The organism is Micromonospora sp. IBHARD003 (assembly GCF_056106285.1).
In genome coordinates this window covers 5883806-5901812 of record NZ_JBWBBX010000001.1, presented here as the reverse complement: position 1 = coordinate 5901812, position 18007 = coordinate 5883806, and the positions used below count along the sequence as shown (strand labels likewise).

13 protein-coding genes and 1 pseudogene are annotated in these 18007 nt (G+C 70.5%); 3 read left to right on the top strand and 11 right to left on the bottom strand.

Features of this window, described 5'->3' with window-relative positions; all coding sequences use genetic code 11:
• Positions 1 to 256 precede the first annotated feature (256 nt).
• Both ACTWOL_RS26275 and ACTWOL_RS26270 read left to right on the top strand, forming a co-directional pair.
• Complete coding sequence (locus tag ACTWOL_RS26275; protein WP_474299258.1) at positions 257 to 1756, top strand: endonuclease/exonuclease/phosphatase family protein; 1500 nt, start codon at positions 257 to 259, stop codon at positions 1754 to 1756.
• A gap of 88 nt (positions 1757 to 1844) precedes the next feature.
• Positions 1845 to 3821 (top strand): phosphocholine-specific phospholipase C, encoded by a 1977-nt coding sequence (locus ACTWOL_RS26270; protein ID WP_474299257.1) that lies wholly within the window; start codon positions 1845 to 1847, stop codon positions 3819 to 3821.
• A 43-nt stretch (positions 3822 to 3864) separates the two neighbouring features.
• Here ACTWOL_RS26270 and ACTWOL_RS26265 read toward each other — a convergent pair whose 3' ends face one another.
• The 9 genes and pseudogenes from ACTWOL_RS26265 to mnmA all read right to left on the bottom strand — a co-directional run bounded on the left by ACTWOL_RS26265 (position 3865) and on the right by mnmA (position 15445).
• Complete coding sequence (locus ACTWOL_RS26265; protein WP_474299256.1) at positions 3865 to 4728, bottom strand: hypothetical protein; 864 nt, start codon at positions 4726 to 4728, stop codon at positions 3865 to 3867.
• Positions 4725 to 5447 (bottom strand): ATP-binding cassette domain-containing protein, encoded by a 723-nt coding sequence (locus ACTWOL_RS26260; protein ID WP_474299255.1) that lies wholly within the window; start codon positions 5445 to 5447, stop codon positions 4725 to 4727. Before ACTWOL_RS26260 ends, ACTWOL_RS26265 begins: the two co-directional genes overlap by 4 nt.
• Before the next feature lie 1110 nt (positions 5448 to 6557).
• Positions 6558 to 7154: pseudogene (locus ACTWOL_RS26255) on the bottom strand (transposase); the annotation flags it as partial.
• A 122-nt stretch (positions 7155 to 7276) separates the two neighbouring features.
• Positions 7277 to 9400 (bottom strand): putative bifunctional diguanylate cyclase/phosphodiesterase, encoded by a 2124-nt coding sequence (locus ACTWOL_RS26250; RefSeq protein WP_474299254.1) that lies wholly within the window; start codon positions 9398 to 9400, stop codon positions 7277 to 7279.
• A 240-nt stretch (positions 9401 to 9640) separates the two neighbouring features.
• Complete coding sequence (gene ligA, locus ACTWOL_RS26245) at positions 9641 to 11824, bottom strand: NAD-dependent DNA ligase LigA (RefSeq protein ID WP_474299253.1); 2184 nt, start codon at positions 11822 to 11824, stop codon at positions 9641 to 9643.
• A gap of 35 nt (positions 11825 to 11859) precedes the next feature.
• Positions 11860 to 12870 (bottom strand): methionine synthase, encoded by a 1011-nt coding sequence (locus ACTWOL_RS26240; protein ID WP_474299252.1) that lies wholly within the window; start codon positions 12868 to 12870, stop codon positions 11860 to 11862.
• The gene (locus ACTWOL_RS26235; RefSeq protein ID WP_474299251.1) at positions 12867 to 13556 is read right to left on the bottom strand and encodes an SDR family oxidoreductase; all 690 of its coding nucleotides are present in this window, start codon (positions 13554 to 13556) and stop codon (positions 12867 to 12869) included. Before ACTWOL_RS26235 ends, ACTWOL_RS26240 begins: the two co-directional genes overlap by 4 nt.
• A 16-nt stretch (positions 13557 to 13572) precedes the next feature.
• Positions 13573 to 14112 carry an LOG family protein gene (locus ACTWOL_RS26230; protein WP_474299250.1) on the bottom strand — a complete coding sequence of 180 codons (540 nt, stop codon included), beginning with the start codon at positions 14110 to 14112 and terminating at the stop codon, positions 13573 to 13575.
• Between the two features lie 208 nt (positions 14113 to 14320).
• Positions 14321 to 15445: a tRNA 2-thiouridine(34) synthase MnmA gene (gene mnmA / locus ACTWOL_RS26225; protein WP_474299249.1), complete on the bottom strand. Its 1125-nt coding sequence runs from the start codon at positions 15443 to 15445 to the stop codon at positions 14321 to 14323.
• Between the two features lie 99 nt (positions 15446 to 15544).
• On the opposite strand from mnmA, the gene ACTWOL_RS26220 reads away from it, so the two are divergent.
• Positions 15545 to 16255, top strand: a complete 711-nt coding sequence (locus ACTWOL_RS26220; protein WP_474299248.1) for an N-acetylmuramoyl-L-alanine amidase — start codon at positions 15545 to 15547, stop codon at positions 16253 to 16255.
• Between the two features lie 144 nt (positions 16256 to 16399).
• On the opposite strand, the gene ACTWOL_RS26215 is transcribed toward ACTWOL_RS26220, so the two are convergent.
• Together ACTWOL_RS26215 and ACTWOL_RS26210 are read right to left on the bottom strand one after the other, a co-directional pair.
• A complete protein-coding gene (locus ACTWOL_RS26215) occupies positions 16400 to 17563 on the bottom strand; it encodes a cysteine desulfurase family protein (protein ID WP_474299247.1) in 1164 nt (387 codons plus the stop codon).
• 155 nt (positions 17564 to 17718) lie between these two features.
• Positions 17719 to 17994 (bottom strand): hypothetical protein, encoded by a 276-nt coding sequence (locus ACTWOL_RS26210; RefSeq protein WP_474299246.1) that lies wholly within the window; start codon positions 17992 to 17994, stop codon positions 17719 to 17721.
• Between the last annotated feature and the right edge of the window lie 13 nt (positions 17995 to 18007).

Genomic DNA, 18007 nt, shown 5'->3' with positions numbered 1-18007 from the left:
TTCGGGTTTTGGCCCAATCCTATGGGGCCGCCGCCCGTCCCCGCGAAACGCTTTGCCCGCACGCCGGTTCCGGCTCCGCTCCGGCCCTGACGCAGGCCCGGCCGGGACCCGCGCCGAAGCCCCGTTCCGATGCTCTCCGGCTGGCGGTCATGTCCCGTTCATGTCGAGTGCGCCGATGCCTGGCTGACTGTTCCAAGTTGTCCAAACAACTTCTGGGCACCCGGGGCGTCCCGGGGCGGAGAGGACCTTCAGTCCGGTGTCCCCACTCAGTTCTGCCGCGCTCACGTCTGTCGCGCTCACTTCTTCCGCACCCACGTCTGCCGCACCCACGTCTTCCGCACCCACGTCTGCCGGGTCCGGCAGCACCCTGTCGCTGATCTCACCCACGAGCCCCCGCGAAGGCGACCGGCTGACCTTCCGCTGGTCCACCGACGCGCCCCACGCCAAGAACTGGATCGGCCTCTACGACGGCGACCGCAAGCCCGGCACCGGCTCCTCGCTGGTCTGGTCATACGTCACCACCGCGTCCGGCGAGGCCACCCTCGACACCAGCGGCCTCGGCGAAGGCGTCTACACCGCCTATCTGCTGGCCAAGGACGGCTACGGCATCCTCGCCAGGACCGACCCCTTCACCGTCACGCTCAGGCCCCCGGTGACACCCCCGCACTGCGCCGTCGACTCCTTCACGGCGGGCGCCGTCGCACCGGGCGCCCGTGTCTCGCTCGCGCTGGGCCCGCTGTGGATCCGCCCGGCGGGCAACGCGACGGGCACCCCGTCCTTCCGGAGGCTCTCCGGCGACTCCTGGCTCGGTGTGTCGTCCGACGGCAGGATCAGCGGCACCGCGCCCACCAGGCCGGGGGCGCACCCGGCCCGGATCACGGTGGCCGTGAGGGACAGCGCCGGGGGCAGCGAGACCGTGACCGTCCAGGTGCCGGTGAGATCCGCGGCCGCACGGGCCCGGCTGACGGTCGGCTCGCTGAACCTGTGGGAGGCGGGCGGGAACGTCCAGGACGGCCACGAGAAGGTGCTCCGGTTGATCCTCGCGCAGGGGCTGGACGCGGTCGCGCTCCAGGAGACGGCGGGCACCGCCGCGAAGACGCTCGCCGACGCACTGGGGTGGCACGCCCACGACACGGCCGCCGGTGTCGGGCTGATCAGCCGCTTCCCGCTGGAGGACCTCTCCGCCCCGTTCACCGACCTACCCGCGGTCGCGGCCACCCTGCGGCTTCCGGGCAACCGTGCCGTACGGCTGTGGGGCGCCCAGCTCGACGAGTCCGCCTACGGACCGGCGGCCCTCGCCGAAGGCCGCACTCCCGCCGAGGTCGAGGCAGCAGAGCTGAGCAGCCTCCGCTACCGGCAGGCGGGGATGCTGCTCGCCGCCATGAAGTCCGGCATCAAAGCGGCGCGCACCACTCCGGTGATCCTCGCGGCGGGCCTCGCGTCGCCCTCGCACCTGGACCGCACGGGCAAGGGCACGGTCCGCTGGCCGGTCACGGTGGCGCTCCGCAAGGCAGGGCTCGACGACGCCTTCCGTGACGAGCACCCCGGGACCACCCGCCACCCGGGCATCACCTGGTCGCCGGTGCGCCCGGATCAGCCGCAGGACCGCATCGACCAGGTGCAGTACGCGGGACCGCTGCGGGTGGAGAGCGCGTACGTGCTGTGCACCGGCTGGCCGAAGCCCGTGCCGGACGCCGCCGGGAACGGCTGGCCGTCCGACCACGCGGCTCCCGCCGTCACGTTCTCGCTCCGCTGAGCGGCCACCGCCGGACCCCCGCCGGGCAGCCGCAAGCGCCCTCGCAGCACGCTCCCGCTTTCGCCTCGCACCGAAGGGCTTCCCCACCATGACCCCACTCAGCCGACGCGCCTTCGTGGGCGCGTCCGCCGCCACCGCGGCCGCTGCCGCCGTCGGTCTTCCCGAGGCGGACGCCTCGGCCGCCCCCCGCCCCCGCGGGTCCGTCAAGGACGTGAAGCACGTGGTGATCCTCATGCAGGAGAACCGCAGCTTCGACCACTACTTCGGCACCCTGAGCGGCGTCCGGGGCTTCGACGACCGCCAGGCCCTGACCTTCCCGGGCGGCGACTCCGTCTTCAAGCAGCCGGCCCCCGGGCGCGGTGACGGCTTCATGCTCCCGTACCGCATGGACACCACCAAGTACAACGCCCAGAACGCCTCCGGCCTCCCGCACGACTGGGGCACCGGCCACACCGCCGTCAACGGCGGCGCGATGAACAAGTGGGTGGCCGCCAAGGGCGAGCGCACCATGGGCTACTTCACCCGGGAGGACATCCCCTACCAGTACGCCCTCGCCGACGCGTTCACGCTCTGCGACGCCTACTTCTGCTCGCAGGCGGGCCCGACCGACCCCAACCGCCTGTATCTGTGGTCCGGCAGCTGCGGACCGGGCAAGGACGGCACCACCGGCCCCTGGACGGACAACACCCCGGTCACCGACAACCCCGTGGCGGACTGGACCACCTACGCCGAGCGGCTGGAGGAAGCGGGCGTCGGCTGGCGCGTGTACCACAACCCGTCGAAGGACGAGCGGTACGGGGACTACGACGACAACGGGCTGTCGTACTTCGGGCAGTTCCACAAGTTCCCCAAGGACGACCCGCGTTACGTCAACGCGATGACCAAGTTCGATCTGACCGCCTTCGACGAGCACTGCAGGAACGGCACCCTGCCGACGGTCTCCTGGCTGGTGGCCCCGTACCTGTTCTGCGAGCACCCCGAGGCGGGCCCGAACTACGGCGCGCACTGGGTGAACACGGCACTCCAGTCGCTGTTCGCCAACCCGGACGTCTGGAAGCACACCGTCTTCCTGCTGATGTACGACGAGAACGACGGCTACTTCGACCATGTCCTGCCGCCGTTCCCGGAACCGGGCACCCCGGAGGAGTTCGCGGGCGGGCGACCGATCGGACTGGGCAACCGCGTCCCGCTGTGGGCCATATCGCCCTGGTCGCGCGGTGGTTACGTCAACTCCCAGGTCTTCGACCACACATCGGTGCTGCGGTTCCTGGAGGTCGTGACCGGGGTGCGGGAGCCGAACATCTCGGACTGGCGCCGGGCCGTCTGCGGCGATCTGACCACCTGCTTCGACTTCGGCCGCCCGGACTACTCGATCCCGCGGCTGCCGGACACGAACGAGCTGATGGCCGAGGCGGACGCGGCGAAGGCCCTGCCCGCGGTGAAGCTCCCGCCCAGCGGCGGCCAGTCCATGGCCACCCAGGAGCCCGGCACACGGCCACACCGCCCGCTGCCGTACCGGCCGTGGGCGGATGTGACGGTCGACCGGGAGACCGGCAAGGTCGTCTGCACCCTGGCCAACCAGGGCACGGAGACCTTCCACTTCACCGTGCTGCCCCATGTGATCAAGCCGTTCACGGGCACCCCGTTCACCGTGGCCCCCGGCGCGTCGAAGACGTACACCTGGGACACATCGGAGACCGACGGGCGGTACGACTTCACGGTGATGGGCGCGGACGGTTTCGTGCGCCGCTTCTCCGGCAGCGTGGTCCGCACGGGCCACGAGGCGGGCGCGCCGGTGCCGTCGGTGAAGGCGTCCCTGCACGGGCGGCGTCCCGGGCACGCGACCGTCGAGCTGAAACTGGCCAACGCCGGTGCCACGGAAGTGTCGTTCACGGTCACCCCGGACGGCGACACCAAGGCGGCCCGCACGGTGTGGGTGGCCGCGGGCGGGCGCTCCTCGCTCATCTGTGAGGTGCGCGACGGCCGCTACGACCTCGAGGTGACGGCGGCGAACGGATCCCGCTTCGTACGGCGTTACGCGGGCACGGTGCATCCCACGGCCTGACATCCGCCACGCCGGCCGGCGCACACCAGCCCTGGGGCGGCTCTCACGGCAGATCCCGACGAGAGGCCGGATGCGGGCAGACCACCGGATGACGCCCTGAGCACTCCGTGGACGGCGCGGCACGTGAGGTGAGTGCGGGGCCCGTGAGCAGCCGGGGGCCGAGTGCGGTGAGCAGTACCGCACAGAGGGCGAGGAGAGCGCCCCCGGTCGTGGGGACCCTGCGGCCGGATCGGAGAGTGGGCACCACGAGGAGCAGCAGGACGGCCGTGGCGCCCAGGAGGGCCGGTTGCACGAGAAGGTACGCAGGGTCGTAGGAGGAGCCGAGCCGGGAGAACGTCGCACCACCGAGGGAGAGGAGGCCGGACTCGGCGCCGTCCCCAGGGGCGGGGTAGACCCAGAGATAGCTCGCACCGCACGCGGCGGCCGCCGCTGTCACGCCGGCCACCACGGGGGGCGTGAAGCGTCCGATGACGGATCCGACGGCCGCGTACCAGCCGAGTGCCAGGCACTGCACGAGGACGGCGGCGGCGGCCAACACCGGTGAACTCTCACCGGGGAACCCGCCGAAGAGCAGGGCTGGGACGGCCGTCAGCAGATGGACGGCGACGGCCGGCGCGACACACCAGGACACCACGCGGAGGTACGGGACCCCCGGAGCGGGGGTCGTCGCGATCAGATGGAAGTGCTCCGCTCGCGACAGACGCGAGGAATCGATGGCGGCGGCGGCGCAGATCACGGTGCCCGTGACGAAGAGAACGAGCGCGAACCAGTCGTTCGACGACACCGTCTCCCCGCGCCACGGCATGCCCTGGACGAAGAAGTTGATGATCTCCACAGGCGCCACGATCACGGTCGTCCATGGGCCCAGCAGTGTCCTGAGCGCGTATCCGAGTGCAGGTCGCGTCATCCTGCGGCCCTCGTCAACGATGCGATCCCCTTCTCCAGGAGGTTCCGCCCCGGAGTGCCGTCGATCGCGAGCGTTTCCAGTGCGGAAACGTCGCCGTGGAACGCCAGCGTGCCCTGATCGAGGACGAGGACGCGGTGGGCGAGGCTTCGGATGTCCTCCGCGAGTCGGGTGGAGACGATCACGATGCGGTCGGCTCTGCTCGCCCATATCAGTTCACGCAACGACCGGCGCTGCTCGACGTCGAGGCCGGCGGTCGGCTCGTCCAGGAGGAGGACGTCAGGGTCGTTGATCAGGGCGGTGGAAACACCGAGACGCCGTCGCATTTCCACGGGAAGGGATCCCACCAAGTGGGTACGCATATCCGTCAGACCGACACTTCGAAGCGCCGCCAGAACGGCAGCCGATCTTCGCTCAACCGGGATTCTGTGAGCCCATGCGACATATTTGAGGAATTCTTCGCAGGTGACCTTGGGCGGCATTTTCACCTGATGCGGAAGGAAACCGATGCGCCGATTGGCAACGACCTTGCCGTATTCCGTCAGACGAACTCTTCCCGTGGTCGCCTTCTCCATCCCGGCGGTTATTTTGAGAAGGGTCGTCTTCCCCGCCCCTTCGGGCCCGACAAGGCAGGTGACTCCGGGTTCGAGCGACGCGCACAGCGGCCCCAGAGCGAAGCCGCCTCCATATTTCCTGGACACGTGCTCATAGTTCAGCGACACACTTTCCCGCATATGAGGTGCCTTCCTGATGCCTGCGAGTGCGACCGACTCGGAGAAACGCGACCGCCGGCGACGAAGGAATACCCCTTCCGCGCGATTGCGACGCGTGGAATCTAGCAGCCGGGCCGGAAACCTCAATCAGGTTTGAGCTACTTCTGAGCCTTGCCGGGTCAGAAAGCGCGAGCTGATTCCGTTCGGGCGTGAAATCAGCTTTCCCCGCCCGCTTTCGCGCCCGTTTCTTGACATTGTCCGGGCAGCGCAGCCCACGTCCCGCCGCTGCGAGGGAGAACGCGTCCCGTGCGCACAGACCCATGGTCCCCGCCCATCTGAACGCGGTCGGCCGTCTCCACTCGGCCGACCACACACTGCGCACGACGGGCCTGGGTGAACTCGGCGATCCGTAGCGGTGCGAGGACGGGCGACACCCGAGGGCCGGGGCGGAAATGCCCTGTGTCCTCCGGCTCAATCTCGTCGTTGTTTGCAGCAACCTCCGTCAGAAGCCGGGCAGTTGGGCTTCAGAATGATCCACACCGTGAACAGCGGATTGGCCGGCATCAGAGCCCGAAGAGCAACGCTTCTCCCCCGGCCGGACACAGGGGCGGCAGCGGCATGAGCCGTATGCATGGTGGCCACGGCGCGGAAACGGCCGCGCTGTGATAACTCCTGAGTAGCCCCGGCAACAGGAGAAGGGACAGGCCAACGGCACCAAACCGAGCAAGAGGCCGAAACCTTGGGTGAGTTGTGTGCCGACCGCCGCCCGGGAAGGGCGAGTCGGTGGACAGCTGCGGGAGTTGATGGAGGGACAGCCCTTAGCCTCGTTCATGAGTCCCCGTCGGTGTGCTGACGGGGACTCTGCGTCTTTGTGGTGAGGGTCTTTTCGGGCTGGGGCAGGTTGAGGGCCCGGCTTTCGCGCCGGGTTCCACTTCGCCGGTCTGGTGATGCGGGTTGTCGGGATGGTCGAAGTGGCTGCTCAGACGGGGTTCGGGAGGCTGCGGAGCCTGGCGGTCGCGTGGGTGATGATGTCGGTCCAGGGCCATCGGGCGGTGAAGCGGAGCCAGTGGCGGCGTCCGGTGTTCACGAGCTGGGCGGCGGCGGAGAACAGTCGAAGGCGGAGCCCGCGTTGCCCGGCCGCAACAGGGCGGCCACCGGCTCCCCGGACCCGGCCAGGCCGTGGTCGACGAACGCGACGAGCGGGTAATGGCCGAAAGTTTTCCTCCGGGTCGCGATGGCGTCCTGCTTCTCGGAGTGCGCGAGGACCAGCACCCCGTCAATATCCACGGTCACGCTGCCGTCGGCGGCCGGACTGTCTTCACCGGCCAGTTCCCAGACCCGCGTGCGTACTTCGGCTCGCGCCGTGCGGATCGCGGTGAGCGCCTTCGGCCCGGCTGCGGCGAGGACGCCGATGAGCCGGGAGACCGTGGGGTCTGATGCCACCGGGCCAAACACGTCCGGCTCGGCTCGCAGCATGGCGGCATCGGCGAGGCCGTCGCCGCCCAGAGCCGTCGCGAGCGCGACATCCAGCAGGACCTTGCCCGGGTCGTGCACTGCCCGCGGCTTGCGCCACGGCGCCAGCGCTGCCGATATCGCGGTGTCCGGGCCGGACTTGCGAATCGTGTCGACCAGCAGCACCGACCCGGCCTGCGAGGCCACCCCGCGGCCGCCGCTCTCGGCACGGACACGCGGGTACAGCCCGATACGCTTGCTCACCTGGAGAGTGCCTCTTTCTGTGCAGCCAACAGGACCCTAGACAAGTCCCATCGTTGCAGGTCAGCAGCACTCTCCGCCTATCTAATGAAGACCCGCACAAGCCCGCTCGTGAAAGCGCGAGGTTAGTTCACGGCATGACCCGACGGGCTGTCCGCCTCCGCCGGTGCCGCGGCGGGCAGTTCGCCCACCGGTCGGCGCCAGCCGTGCTCACCGCGGGCGCGCAGCCAGGCCGTGGTCTCCTGCGGGGGCATCGCCGCGGCGACGAGCCAGCCCTGGACCGCGTCGCAGCCCAGATCCCGCAGCCGTTCCCAGGTCTCGTCGTCCTCGACGCCCTCCGCCACCACGAGCAGGCCGAGTGAGTGGGCGAGATCGACGGTGCAGCGGACGATCTCCGCGTCCTGCGCGTCGATCGCGAGGCGGGCCACGAAGGAACGGTCGATCTTCAGCTCGCTCACCGGGAGACGGCGCAGATGGACCAGTGAGGAGTATCCGGTGCCGAAGTCGTCGAGCGACATCTTCACCCCGTGGCCCGCGAGCCCGGCCAGGGTGTCGGCCGCGCGCTCCGGGTCCTCCAGCAGGACGTGCTCGGTGATCTCCAGCTGGAGTGCTCCCGCCGGAACTCCGTGCCGGGCGAGCCGGGCGGCGACGGCCCCCGCGAATCCGGGGGTGTGGACGTCGCGCGGCGACACATTGACGGCGACGGGGACGTCGAGCCCCTGGGCGCGCCACCGGGCGACCTGGCACAGCGCGGTCTCCAGGACGTACTCCGTCAGATGGGGCATCAGCCCGGAGGACTCGGCGATGGCGATGAACTCGTCGGGAGGGACCCGGCCGCGGTCCGGATGGACCCAGCGCACCAGTGCCTCGAGCCCCACCACCTGCCCGTCGAAACCCACCTTGGGCTGGTAGTGCAGCTCGACCTCGCCCGCGTCCAGTGCCCGGCGCAGATCGCCGAGCAGACCGAGCCGGTCCGGTGTGTTCGAATCCCTTTTGGATTCGTACACCTCGACGCCCGTGCGGTCGCGCTTCGCCTGGTACATCGCCACATCCGCACGCATGAGCAGCCCTTCGGCGTCCAGCGCGTGGTCGGGGAAGACGGCGAGTCCCGCGCTCGCCTCCAGCACGAGGGTGAGCCCGTCGAGGTCGAGCGGCGAGGAGAGCCGGCCCACCAGCTGGCGGGCGATGCGCTGGGCGCTGGTGGTGGAGTCCGCGGTGGGCAGCAGTACGGCGAACTCGTCGCCGCCGAGCCGCGCCGCCTCCGCGCCGCGCGGCAGCGCGACCCGCAGCCGTTCGGCTATCTGGAGAAGCAGCCGGTCACCGGCCAGATGGCCCAGGGTGTCGTTGACCGAACGGAACCGGTCGAGATCGATGAGTACGAGCGCCGAGCGGGCGCCGACGCCTTCGGCCTCCTCGAGCGCCGCCCAGGTGCGCTCCAGCAGCCACTGCCGGTTGGGCAGGCCCGTGAGCGGGTCGCGCAGTTGCTCCTCGGCGCGGGCCCGGGCGATCCACAGAGTGGAGTCGAGGGCGATCAGCGGCACGGCGAACAGCGGCAGCAGGACCGGCATTGCGGTCGCCACCACACAGATCAGCGGGGCGATACCCAGCAGGGCCACCGCGACGAGACCTTGGCGCAGCAGGGCGGTGCGGGCGACGCTGGGCAACCCGCCGCACTGCGGTGCCAGCGTGTACCACAGCATCGTCCGGGTGACGGCGAGATAGGCCGCCGCGGCAAGCACCACTTCGGGCACGGCCGACGGCCCCCACTCCAGCGGGGCCCAGGGCTGATCGACGGTGGGCACGTCCCCGAACGCGGCCAGCACCAGGGCCGCCGCCCCGACGCCCAGGATGTCCGCCGCACCGTGCAGCACCCCCGGTCGCCGGCGGTGCCGGCGGGTCGAGCCGCCCAGCAGCACGACGGCCAGGCTGACCAGGCCCGCAGGCACCCAGCCGTAGAGCAGCAGCACGGCGAGGATGAGGGTGGCGCCCGAGCCCGTGCCGCCCCACCAGCGGTCACGTCCCAGTGCGGCCAAATGGCTGACGATGATTCCGGTGAGCACGGCGAGGGACCAGCCTTCGATCCCGCCGGGAAACAGCGCATGACCGTCCCGGACGGCTACGGCGATTCCCGCGCCCAGCACAACGGCGGCGAGCCCCACGACCACGACGGGCATCCTCGCGGCGATGCCCCCAAACCCCGCGAATCCCCGCGGCCGTGAGACCGGGGCGGCGCTCTCGGTCGGTTCCATTCCCGTCCCTCTCACAGCCGGCGGTGCCGATGCCACGCGATGGCTCCCCTGTCATGCCATCACGGCGGGAGCCTCTTCACGCAGCCGTGCACGACGGGCGCACATCTCAACAGTAGGCTGCGGAAGGCTCTGACGGGCAGCGCTCTACAGCTCTTGCCCGAATGCGGCCCAGCCACCCTTATCCGTCTGATATGCGCCGAACGAGTGACCCACATCAGGCTTAACGCTCGATCACATGTCCTACTCCTCGACGGGTACCGCGGCTTCACGGGCCGCGTCCGGCCCCTGTTCGAGCAGAACGGCGAAGCCCTCCTCGTCGAGCACCGGTACCTTCAGCTGCATGGCCTTGTCGTACTTGGAACCGGGGTTGTCGCCGACGACGACGAACGAGGTCTTCTTGGAGACCGAGCCCGTCACCTTGGCCCCGAGGGCCTGGAGGGCTTCCTTCGCGCCGTCCCTGGTGTGGCTCTGCAACGTGCCCGTGACGACGACCGTGAGGCCCTCGAGCGGTCGCGGACCCTGGTCCTCACCCGCTCCCTCCTCCTCCATCCGGACACCCGCGGCCCGCCACTTGCGCAGGATCTCGCGGTGCCAGTCCTCCTCGAACCACTGCTTGAGCGAGGCGGCGATGGTCGGCCCCACACCCTCGACGGCTGCCAGCTCCTCCTCGGTGGCCTGTTCGATGCGATCGAGGGAGCGGAACTCACGGGCGAGTGCCTCGGCGGCGACAGGGCCCACATGGCGGATGGACAGCCCCGTGATGATGCGGGCCAGCGGGCGCTCCTTGGCCGCCGCGATGTTCTCCAGCATCGCCAGTGTGTTCTTCTTCGGCTCGCCCTGCTGGTTGGCGAAGACGGTGACGATCTTCTCCTCGCCGGTCTTCGGGTCCCTCTTGGGCAGCCCGCTGTCCTGGTCCAGGACATAGGCCTTGATCGGCAGCAGCTGCTCGACCGTCAGGTCGAACAGCTCACCCTCGTCGACCAGGGGTGGGTCGGACGGCTCCAGGGGCTTGGTAAGCGCCGCCGCCGCGACATAGCCGAACGCCTCGATATCGAGGCACTTGCGCCCGCCGAGATAGAACAGCCGCTCACGCAACTGGGCCGGACAGGTACGGCTGTTGGGGCAGCGGAGGTCGATGTCGCCCTCCTTCATGGGCCGCAGTGCCGTGCCGCACTCCGGGCATTCGGCGGGCATCACGAACTCGCGCTCGCTGCCGTCCCGCAGGTCCACCACCGGCCCGAGGATCTCGGGGATGACATCACCCGCCTTGCGCAGCACGACGGTGTCGCCGATGAGCACGCCCTTGGCCTTCACCACCTCCTGGTTGTGGAGCGTGGCGAACTCGACCTCGGAACCGGCGACCTTGACCGGCTCCACCTGCGCGTACGGAGTGACCCGGCCCGTGCGGCCCACACCCACGCGGATGTTGACCAGCTTGGTGTTGACCTCCTCCGGCGCGTACTTCCACGCGATGGCCCAGCGCGGGGCCCGCGACGTCGAGCCGAAACGCCCCTGCAGCGGGATCTCGTCGAGCTTGACGACCACTCCATCGATCTCGTGCTCGACGGAATGGCGGTGGTCGCCGTAGTACGTGATGAACTCGCGGACCTCGTCCAGGGAGCCGACCACCTTGTTGTGCCGGGCCGTCGGCAGACCCCACTCGTGCAGCAGCTCGTACGCCTGCGACAGACGCGTGATCTCGAGACCGTCGCGCGCGCCGATGCCGTGCACCACCATGTGCAGCGGGAGCGTCGCGGTCACCTTGGGGTCCTTCTGGCGCAGCGAACCCGACGCGGAGTTGCGGGGGTTGGCGTACGGCTGCTCGCCCGCTGCCACACGCCGGGCGTTGAGCTCTTCGAAGGCCTCCATCGGGAAGTAGACCTCACCGCGGATCTCGACCAGATCCGGGATGCGATCGCCCTTCAGCCGCTCCGGGATGTCCCCGATCGTCCGCACGTTCGGCGTGATGTCCTCGCCGGTGCGGCCGTCACCGCGGGTCGCCGCCCGCGTCAGCCGGCCCTTCTCGTACGTCAGGTTGACCGCGAGGCCGTCCACCTTCAGCTCGCACAGGAAGTGGTACGCGGACGTCCCGAGCTCCTTGGCGATCCGGTCCGCCCACGCCGCCAGCTCCGCGTCGTCGAAGGCGTTGTCCAGCGAGAGCATGCGCTCGCGGTGCTCGACGGCCGTGAACTCCGTCGCGTACGCTCCCGCGACCTTCTGGGTCGGCGAGTCCGGAGTGCGCAGCTCCGGATACTCCTCCTCCAGCGCCTCCAGCGTCCGCATCAGCTTGTCGAACTCGGTGTCGCTGATGACCGGCTGGTCCTTCACGTAGTACCGGAAGCGGTGCTCCTCGACCTGCTCGGCCAGCTGGGCGTGGTTCTCCCGTGCCTCGGCGGGCACCGTCCCCTGCTGTTCGACAGCCACCGTGATGTCCTCCCGTTACCTCAGCCCCGAGTCCATTACTCAGGGTTGTCCGCGAGCGATCTCGCCGCCCTGACACAGTGCGCGAGAGCCGCACGCGCGTAGGCGGGCGAAGCGCCCGCCAGCCCGCACGAAGGAGTGATTACCACAGACCCCTCAAGGGTCCCCGGACTCAGCCCCAGCCTGCGCCACAGCGTCCTGACACCCATGACGCTACCGGCAGGGTCTGACAACGGACCGTCCGTGGACGCGACCACCCCGGCGAGGAGCTTCGTCCCGCCTTCGACCGCCTCGCCGATCACCTCGTCATCACGCTCGGTGAGCAGGCTGAAATCGAACGAGACACCCGTGGCCCCGGCCCGGCGCAGCAGCGCGAACGGCACGTCCGGGGCGCAGGAGTGCACCACCACCGGCCCGTCCGTGACGGCTCGCACCTCGCGCAGCGCGCTCTCCACGATCTGCCGGTCCACCGCCCGGTGCGTCCGGTAGCCGCTGGCGGTCTTGATGTGGCCACGCAGCACGGCGGTCAGCGACGGCTCGTCCAGCTGAAGCAGCACCCGCGCCCCCGGAACACGCCGCCGCACCTCCGCGAGGTGCGCCCGCAGCCCTTCCGCGAGCGAGGCGGTGAGATCACGGCAGGCGCCCGGATCGGCCAGCGCCGCCTCGCCGTTCCTGAGCTCCAGGGCGGCCGCAAGCGTCCACGGCCCGACGGCCTGGACCTTCAGCGGGCCCTCGTAGCCCTGGGTGAACTCCTCCAGCGCGTCCAAGTCCTCGCCGAGCCAGGACCTGGCCCGCCGGGTGTCGCGGCCGGGCCGGTCGCTGACCCGCCAGCCGCTGGGCTCGACATGCCCGTACATCTCCACCAGCAGGCCGATCGTCCGCCCGATCATGTCCGCGCCGGGGCCACGGGTGGGCAGTTCGGGCAGATACGGGAAGTCCTCGAACGAACCGGTGACGGTCTTGGCGGCCTCGCGGGCGTCGCCTCCCGGCATGGAGCCGACTCCCGTGGCTCTGCCCCAGACGAAGGCTCCCTCGGTCTCGTGGCTCATCGCCCCGGCCGCACCGTCAGATCGTTGACCTCCGCGTCGCGCGGCAGATCGAGGGCGGTGAGGATCGTCGTGGCGACCGACTCGGGGCTGATCCACTGGTCCGGGTCGTACTCCTTGCCCTCCTGCTGGTGCACCTTGGCCTGCATGGGGCTGGCGGTGCGCCCCGGGTAGACGGAGCTGACCCGGACGCCATGGGGCTTCTCCTCATGGCGCAGCGAGTCGGCGAGCGCCTTGAGACCGTGCTTGGAGGCGGCGTACGCACCCCATGCGGCATGGGCGTTGAGCCCCGCGCCCGAGTTCACGAAGATCACGGTGCCCTGGGCGGCCCGCAGCTGGGGCAGCATCAGCCGGGTCAGCTCGGCGGGCCCGACCAGGTTCACATCGAGCTGGGCGTGCCAGGTCTTCGTCGAGAGCTCACCGATCGGGCCCAGGTCGACGACGCCCGCGATGTGCAGCAGTGAGTCGAGGCGCTCGGGCATGGTCTGGTGGGAGAACGCCCAGGAGAGCCGGTCGGGCGCGGCGAGGTCGCCGACGAGGGTGCGGGCGCCCGGGTATGCCTGTGCGAGCTCCTTGGCGCGCCCCGCGTCGCGTGCCAGCAGCACGATCTCGTCGCCGCGCTCGTGCAGCCGGCGCGCGACGGCGGCGCCGATGCCGGAGCCCGCTCCGGTGATCAGATGGGTAGTCATGCAGGCAATGCTCGCATCACCGCACGCCCGTGGACTCCTCGAGGTAGGCGAGCGCGCCGACGGCTTCCTCGGCGAAGAACACCAGATCGGTGAGGGGAACGGGCAGGAAGCCCTCGGCCTCCATCCGCAGGAACTGCTGCTTCAGTCCGTCGTAGAACCCCGCGGTGTTGAGCAGCACCACCGGCTTGGTCTGGTGCCCGTGCTTCTTCAGCTCCAGGATCTCGGTGGCCTCGTCCAGCGTGCCCGTACCGCCGACCATGATCACAACTGCGTCCGACTTGGCCAGCATCAGCGCCTTCCGCTCGGCGAGATCGCGGGCGACCACCATCTCGTCGGCGACGGGCCTGGCCTTGTCCTGCAGAAACTCCACCGAGACCCCGACCAGACGGCCGCCGGCCTCGTGCACCCCGTCCGCGACGACCTTCATCAGACCGACGTCCGAGCCGCCCCAGACCAGCGTGTGGCCACCCTTGCCGAGCAGCTCGGCAAATTCGCGTGCGGGTCCGGTGTAGCGCTCGTCGAGGTCGGCGGCGGAGAGGAAGACACAGATGTTCATGCGGTCCACGGTACGGGGCGCCCGCAGCTGCCGGTCCCGGGCATTCGGGCCGAAGCCGCCCGCACCGGCTCCCGCAAACACCGTCCGGCGGGGATGAGTTCGGCCCCGCCGCGGTCCGTCCCGCCGACCGCCGCCGACGCGCATGGCGGCGGAGCAGGTGCCGGAAGGCGTTTCACCGCATGGTGCTGTGACCGGTCGGGTGGCCGGATCAGACCACCGCGCCCGCCCGCCGCACCGTCGTCGCGATCGTCGCCGAACCGACCACGCGGGTGCCGTCGTACAGCACGATCGCCTGGCCGGGAGCCACCCCGCGCACCGGCTCGGTGAAGGTGACACGCAGCTGGTCGTCGACGAGCTCGGCCGAGACCTCCGTCTCACCTCCGTGGGCGCGCAGCTGGGCCGTGTAGACACCCGGGCCCTCCGGTGCGGTGCCGCACCAGCGGGGCTTGATCGCCGTCAGGGCGCTGACGTCGAGCGCCGCTGCCGGGCCCACGGTGACCGTGTTGTCGACGGGCGAGATGTCCAGGACGTACCGCGGCTTGCCGTCGGGCGCCGGGTGGCCGATGCGCAGGCCCTTGCGCTGACCGATGGTGAAGCCGTAGGCGCCCTCGTGCGTGCCCAGCCTCGTACCGGACTCGTCGACGATGTCGCCCTCCGCCGTGCCGAGGCGGGAGGCGAGGAAGCCCTGGGTGTCCCCGTCGGCGATGAAGCAGATGTCGTGGCTGTCGGGCTTCTTCGCCACCGCGAGGCCGCGCCGCTCGGCCTCCGCGCGGATCTCGTCCTTGGTGGTCAGGGTGTCACCGAGCGGGAACATCGCGTGCGCGAGCTGCTTCTCGTCGAGCACGCCGAGCACATAGGACTGGTCCTTGGCCATGTCGCTCGCCCTGTGCAGCTCACGGGTGCCGTCCTCCTGGACGATCACCGTGGCGTAGTGGCCCGTGCACACGGCGTCGAACCCGAGCGCCAGCGCCTTGTCCAGCAGCGCGGCGAACTTGATCTTCTCGTTGCAGCGCAGGCACGGGTTGGGGGTGCGGCCCGCCTCGTACTCCGCGATGAAGTCCTCGACGACGTCCTCGCGGAAGCGCTCGGCGAGGTCCCACACATAGAAGGGGATGCCGATGACGTCGGCGGCACGGCGGGCGTCGCGCGAGTCCTCGATGGTGCAGCAGCCGCGCGCGCCGGTGCGGAAGGACTGCGGATTCGCGGAGAGCGCGAGGTGCACACCGGTGACGTCGTGCCCGGCTTCGGTGGCGCGGGCGGCGGCGACGGCGGAGTCCACACCGCCGGACATGGCGGCGAGGACACGGAGCGGGCGAGCAGGGATCTGAGTCATAGCCCTACCAGGGTACGGGGCCCGCGGGAACCTCCGACTCGTATGCGAACGTTCGTGTGGTTGACAGAGACTCGAAGCGGGGGCACAGGGTGGGGCGGCATGAGCGGTGGGGACGCGCGGCGCGGTATCAGCCGCAGGGCGATGCTGATCGGCGGCGGGGCCGTGGTCGTCGGCGCGGGGGTCGCGGGTGTGGCTGCCCGTGACGGCCTCGGCCACTACTGGTGGCGGATGCCCGGCGTCGAGAAGGACCGGGTGGAGGGCGAGCTGGACCACCCGGGGGCGCTGTGGACGGCGGCGGCCCGGGCGAACTGGCGGCAGGCGGACCGACCCTCCGACTACACGATCGACCGGGTCGTGATCCATGTCGTCCAGGGCAGCTACGCGAGCGCACTGAAGGTCTTCCAGGACCCCGGGCACCGCGCGGCCGCGCACTATGTGGTGGGCAAGGAGGGGCGGATAGCCCAGATGATCCGCGAGCTCGATGTCGCGTTCCACGCCGGGAACCGCGGTATGAACGAGCGGAGCATCGGTATCGAGCACGAGGGGTTCGTCGACCGGCCGCAGGACTTCACGGACGAGATGTACGAGGCGTCGGCGCGGCTGACGGCCAGGATCTGCCGGCGGTACGGGATCCCCGTGGACCGCAAGCACATCATCGGCCATGCGGAGGTGCCCGGCACGGACCACACGGACCCCGGTCCGCACTGGAACTGGGACCGCTATCTGCGGCTCGTACGCTCGGTGGCGGCGCCCAGCGGTTCGCCGGCCCCCGCCCCGGCCGCTTCCAGGTCTAGTGCTGTGGCCGGATAGGTTTGCCGGGAAGCTCGCGGCGTCCGGTGCGGTGGATCGCCAGGCGGAGGGTCGCCCTTGTACTGGATGTACTCGGGTGACTCGACAACGCAGCGAGGCGCCGTGCAGGGCGCCTCGAGCCGGTGAACCTATCCGGTCACAGCACTAGCTGAGTCCGGCCGAACGCGCCCGTTCGACCACCGGGCCGATGGCCTTCGCGACGGCCTCCACATCGTGCTGGGTGGAGGTGTGGCCGAGGCTGAAGCGGAGCGTGCCGCGGGCCAGGTCCGGGTCCGTGCCGGTCGCGAGCAGGACGTGGCTGGGCTGGGCGATGCCTGCCGTGCAGGCGGAGCCGGTGGAGCACTCGATGCCCTGGGCGTCGAGCAACAGCAGCAGGGAGTCGCCCTCACAGCCGGGGAAGGTGAAGTGGGCGTTGGCCGGCAGGCGGTTCTCGGGGTCGCCGCCGAGGATGGCGTCCGGTACGGCCGTACGCACGGCCTCGATGAGCCGGTCCCGCAGGGTGCCGATCTCCCGGGCGAAGCCGGCACGGCGCTCTGCGGCCAGCCGGCCTGCCACGGCGAAGGCGGCCACGGCCGGCACGTCGAGGGTGCCCGAGCGCACATGGCGCTCCTGGCCACCGCCGTGCAGGACGGGTACGGGGGTGTACTCCCGGCCGAGCAGGAGCGCGCCGATGCCGTAAGGGCCGCCGATCTTGTGGGAGCTCACGGTCATCGCGGCAAGGCCCGAGGCCCCGAAGTCCACGTCGAGCTGCCCGAAGGCCTGAACGGCGTCGGAATGCAGGGGGACGCCGAACTCGGCCGCGGTGTCGGCGAGTTCGCGGATCGGCAGGACCGTGCCGATCTCGTTGTTGGCCCACATCACGGTGGCGAGGGCGACATCGCCGGGTTCGCGCTCGATCGCCTCGCGCAGCGCATCGGGGTGCACCCGGCCCTGGCGGTCGACGGGCAGGTACTCGACGGTGGCGCCCTCGTGCTCGCCGAGCCAGTGTACGGCGTCGAGCACGGCGTGGTGTTCGACGGGGCTGGACAGGACCCGGGTACGGCGGGGGTCGGCGTTCCGGCGCGCCCAGTACAGGCCCTTCACGGCGAGATTGTCGGCCTCGGTGCCCCCGGAGGTGAGGACGACTTCACTGGGACGTGCCCCGAGTGCGTCGGCGAGTGCCTCCCTGGCCTCCTCGACGGTACGGCGGGCCTGACGGCCCGCGGCGTGCAACGACGAGGCGTTTCCTGTGACGGCGAGCTGGGCGGTCATCGCCTCGATCGCCTCCGGAAGCATCGGGGTGGTCGCGGCGTGGTCGAGGTAAGCCATGGTGCCCACGATTCTACGAGCCGCGGGAGGGCCGGCTGCCCCGGCCGGGTGCACGACAGGGGGTGCCGGGGCGCACCGCGGGTGCATCCGCGGCGCGGGCACGCGGCCGGGTGCCGGATGGTGCGCCCCGGCACCCGGTCGGACGTCGTCGCGTGTCAGCCGCCGAGGTTCCAGACGACGGTGCCGCTGCTTTCGAGGAGCACGACGAGGACGACCAGGTCGGCGATGCCGAGACCGAGGCCCAGCAGGGCGCGCCCGCGGCGGGCGGTGCCGCGCAGCAGGGCGAGTCCGGCGAGGACGATCGCGGAGGGGCCGAGGATCACGTTCATCACGAGCAGACCGAGCAGGCCGAGCACGAACGAGGCGACGGCCATACCGTCGGCGTCACGCCTGGTGCCGGTGAACCGTCGGGCGGTAGGGGCGAGTTCCATGGTCCGTCTCCCT

What these genes read in the sequence shown, in the direction of transcription:
- ACTWOL_RS26270 (WP_474299257.1), top strand. Translation starts at nt 1,845, where the DNA reads ATGACCCCACTCAGCCGACGCGCCTTCGTGGGCGCGTCCGCCGCCACC.
- ACTWOL_RS26265 (WP_474299256.1), bottom strand. Translation starts at nt 4,728, where the DNA reads ATGACGCGACCTGCACTCGGATACGCGCTCAGGACACTGCTGGGCCCA.
- ACTWOL_RS26250 (WP_474299254.1), bottom strand. Translation starts at nt 9,400, where the DNA reads ATGGAACCGACCGAGAGCGCCGCCCCGGTCTCACGGCCGCGGGGATTC.
- ACTWOL_RS26240 (WP_474299252.1), bottom strand. Translation starts at nt 12,870, where the DNA reads ATGAGCCACGAGACCGAGGGAGCCTTCGTCTGGGGCAGAGCCACGGGA.
- ACTWOL_RS26235 (WP_474299251.1), bottom strand. Translation starts at nt 13,556, where the DNA reads ATGACTACCCATCTGATCACCGGAGCGGGCTCCGGCATCGGCGCCGCC.
- ACTWOL_RS26230 (WP_474299250.1), bottom strand. Translation starts at nt 14,112, where the DNA reads ATGAACATCTGTGTCTTCCTCTCCGCCGCCGACCTCGACGAGCGCTAC.
- mnmA (WP_474299249.1), bottom strand. Translation starts at nt 15,445, where the DNA reads ATGACTCAGATCCCTGCTCGCCCGCTCCGTGTCCTCGCCGCCATGTCC.
- ACTWOL_RS26220 (WP_474299248.1), top strand. Translation starts at nt 15,545, where the DNA reads ATGAGCGGTGGGGACGCGCGGCGCGGTATCAGCCGCAGGGCGATGCTG.
- ACTWOL_RS26215 (WP_474299247.1), bottom strand. Translation starts at nt 17,563, where the DNA reads ATGGCTTACCTCGACCACGCCGCGACCACCCCGATGCTTCCGGAGGCG.
- ACTWOL_RS26210 (WP_474299246.1), bottom strand. Translation starts at nt 17,994, where the DNA reads ATGGAACTCGCCCCTACCGCCCGACGGTTCACCGGCACCAGGCGTGAC.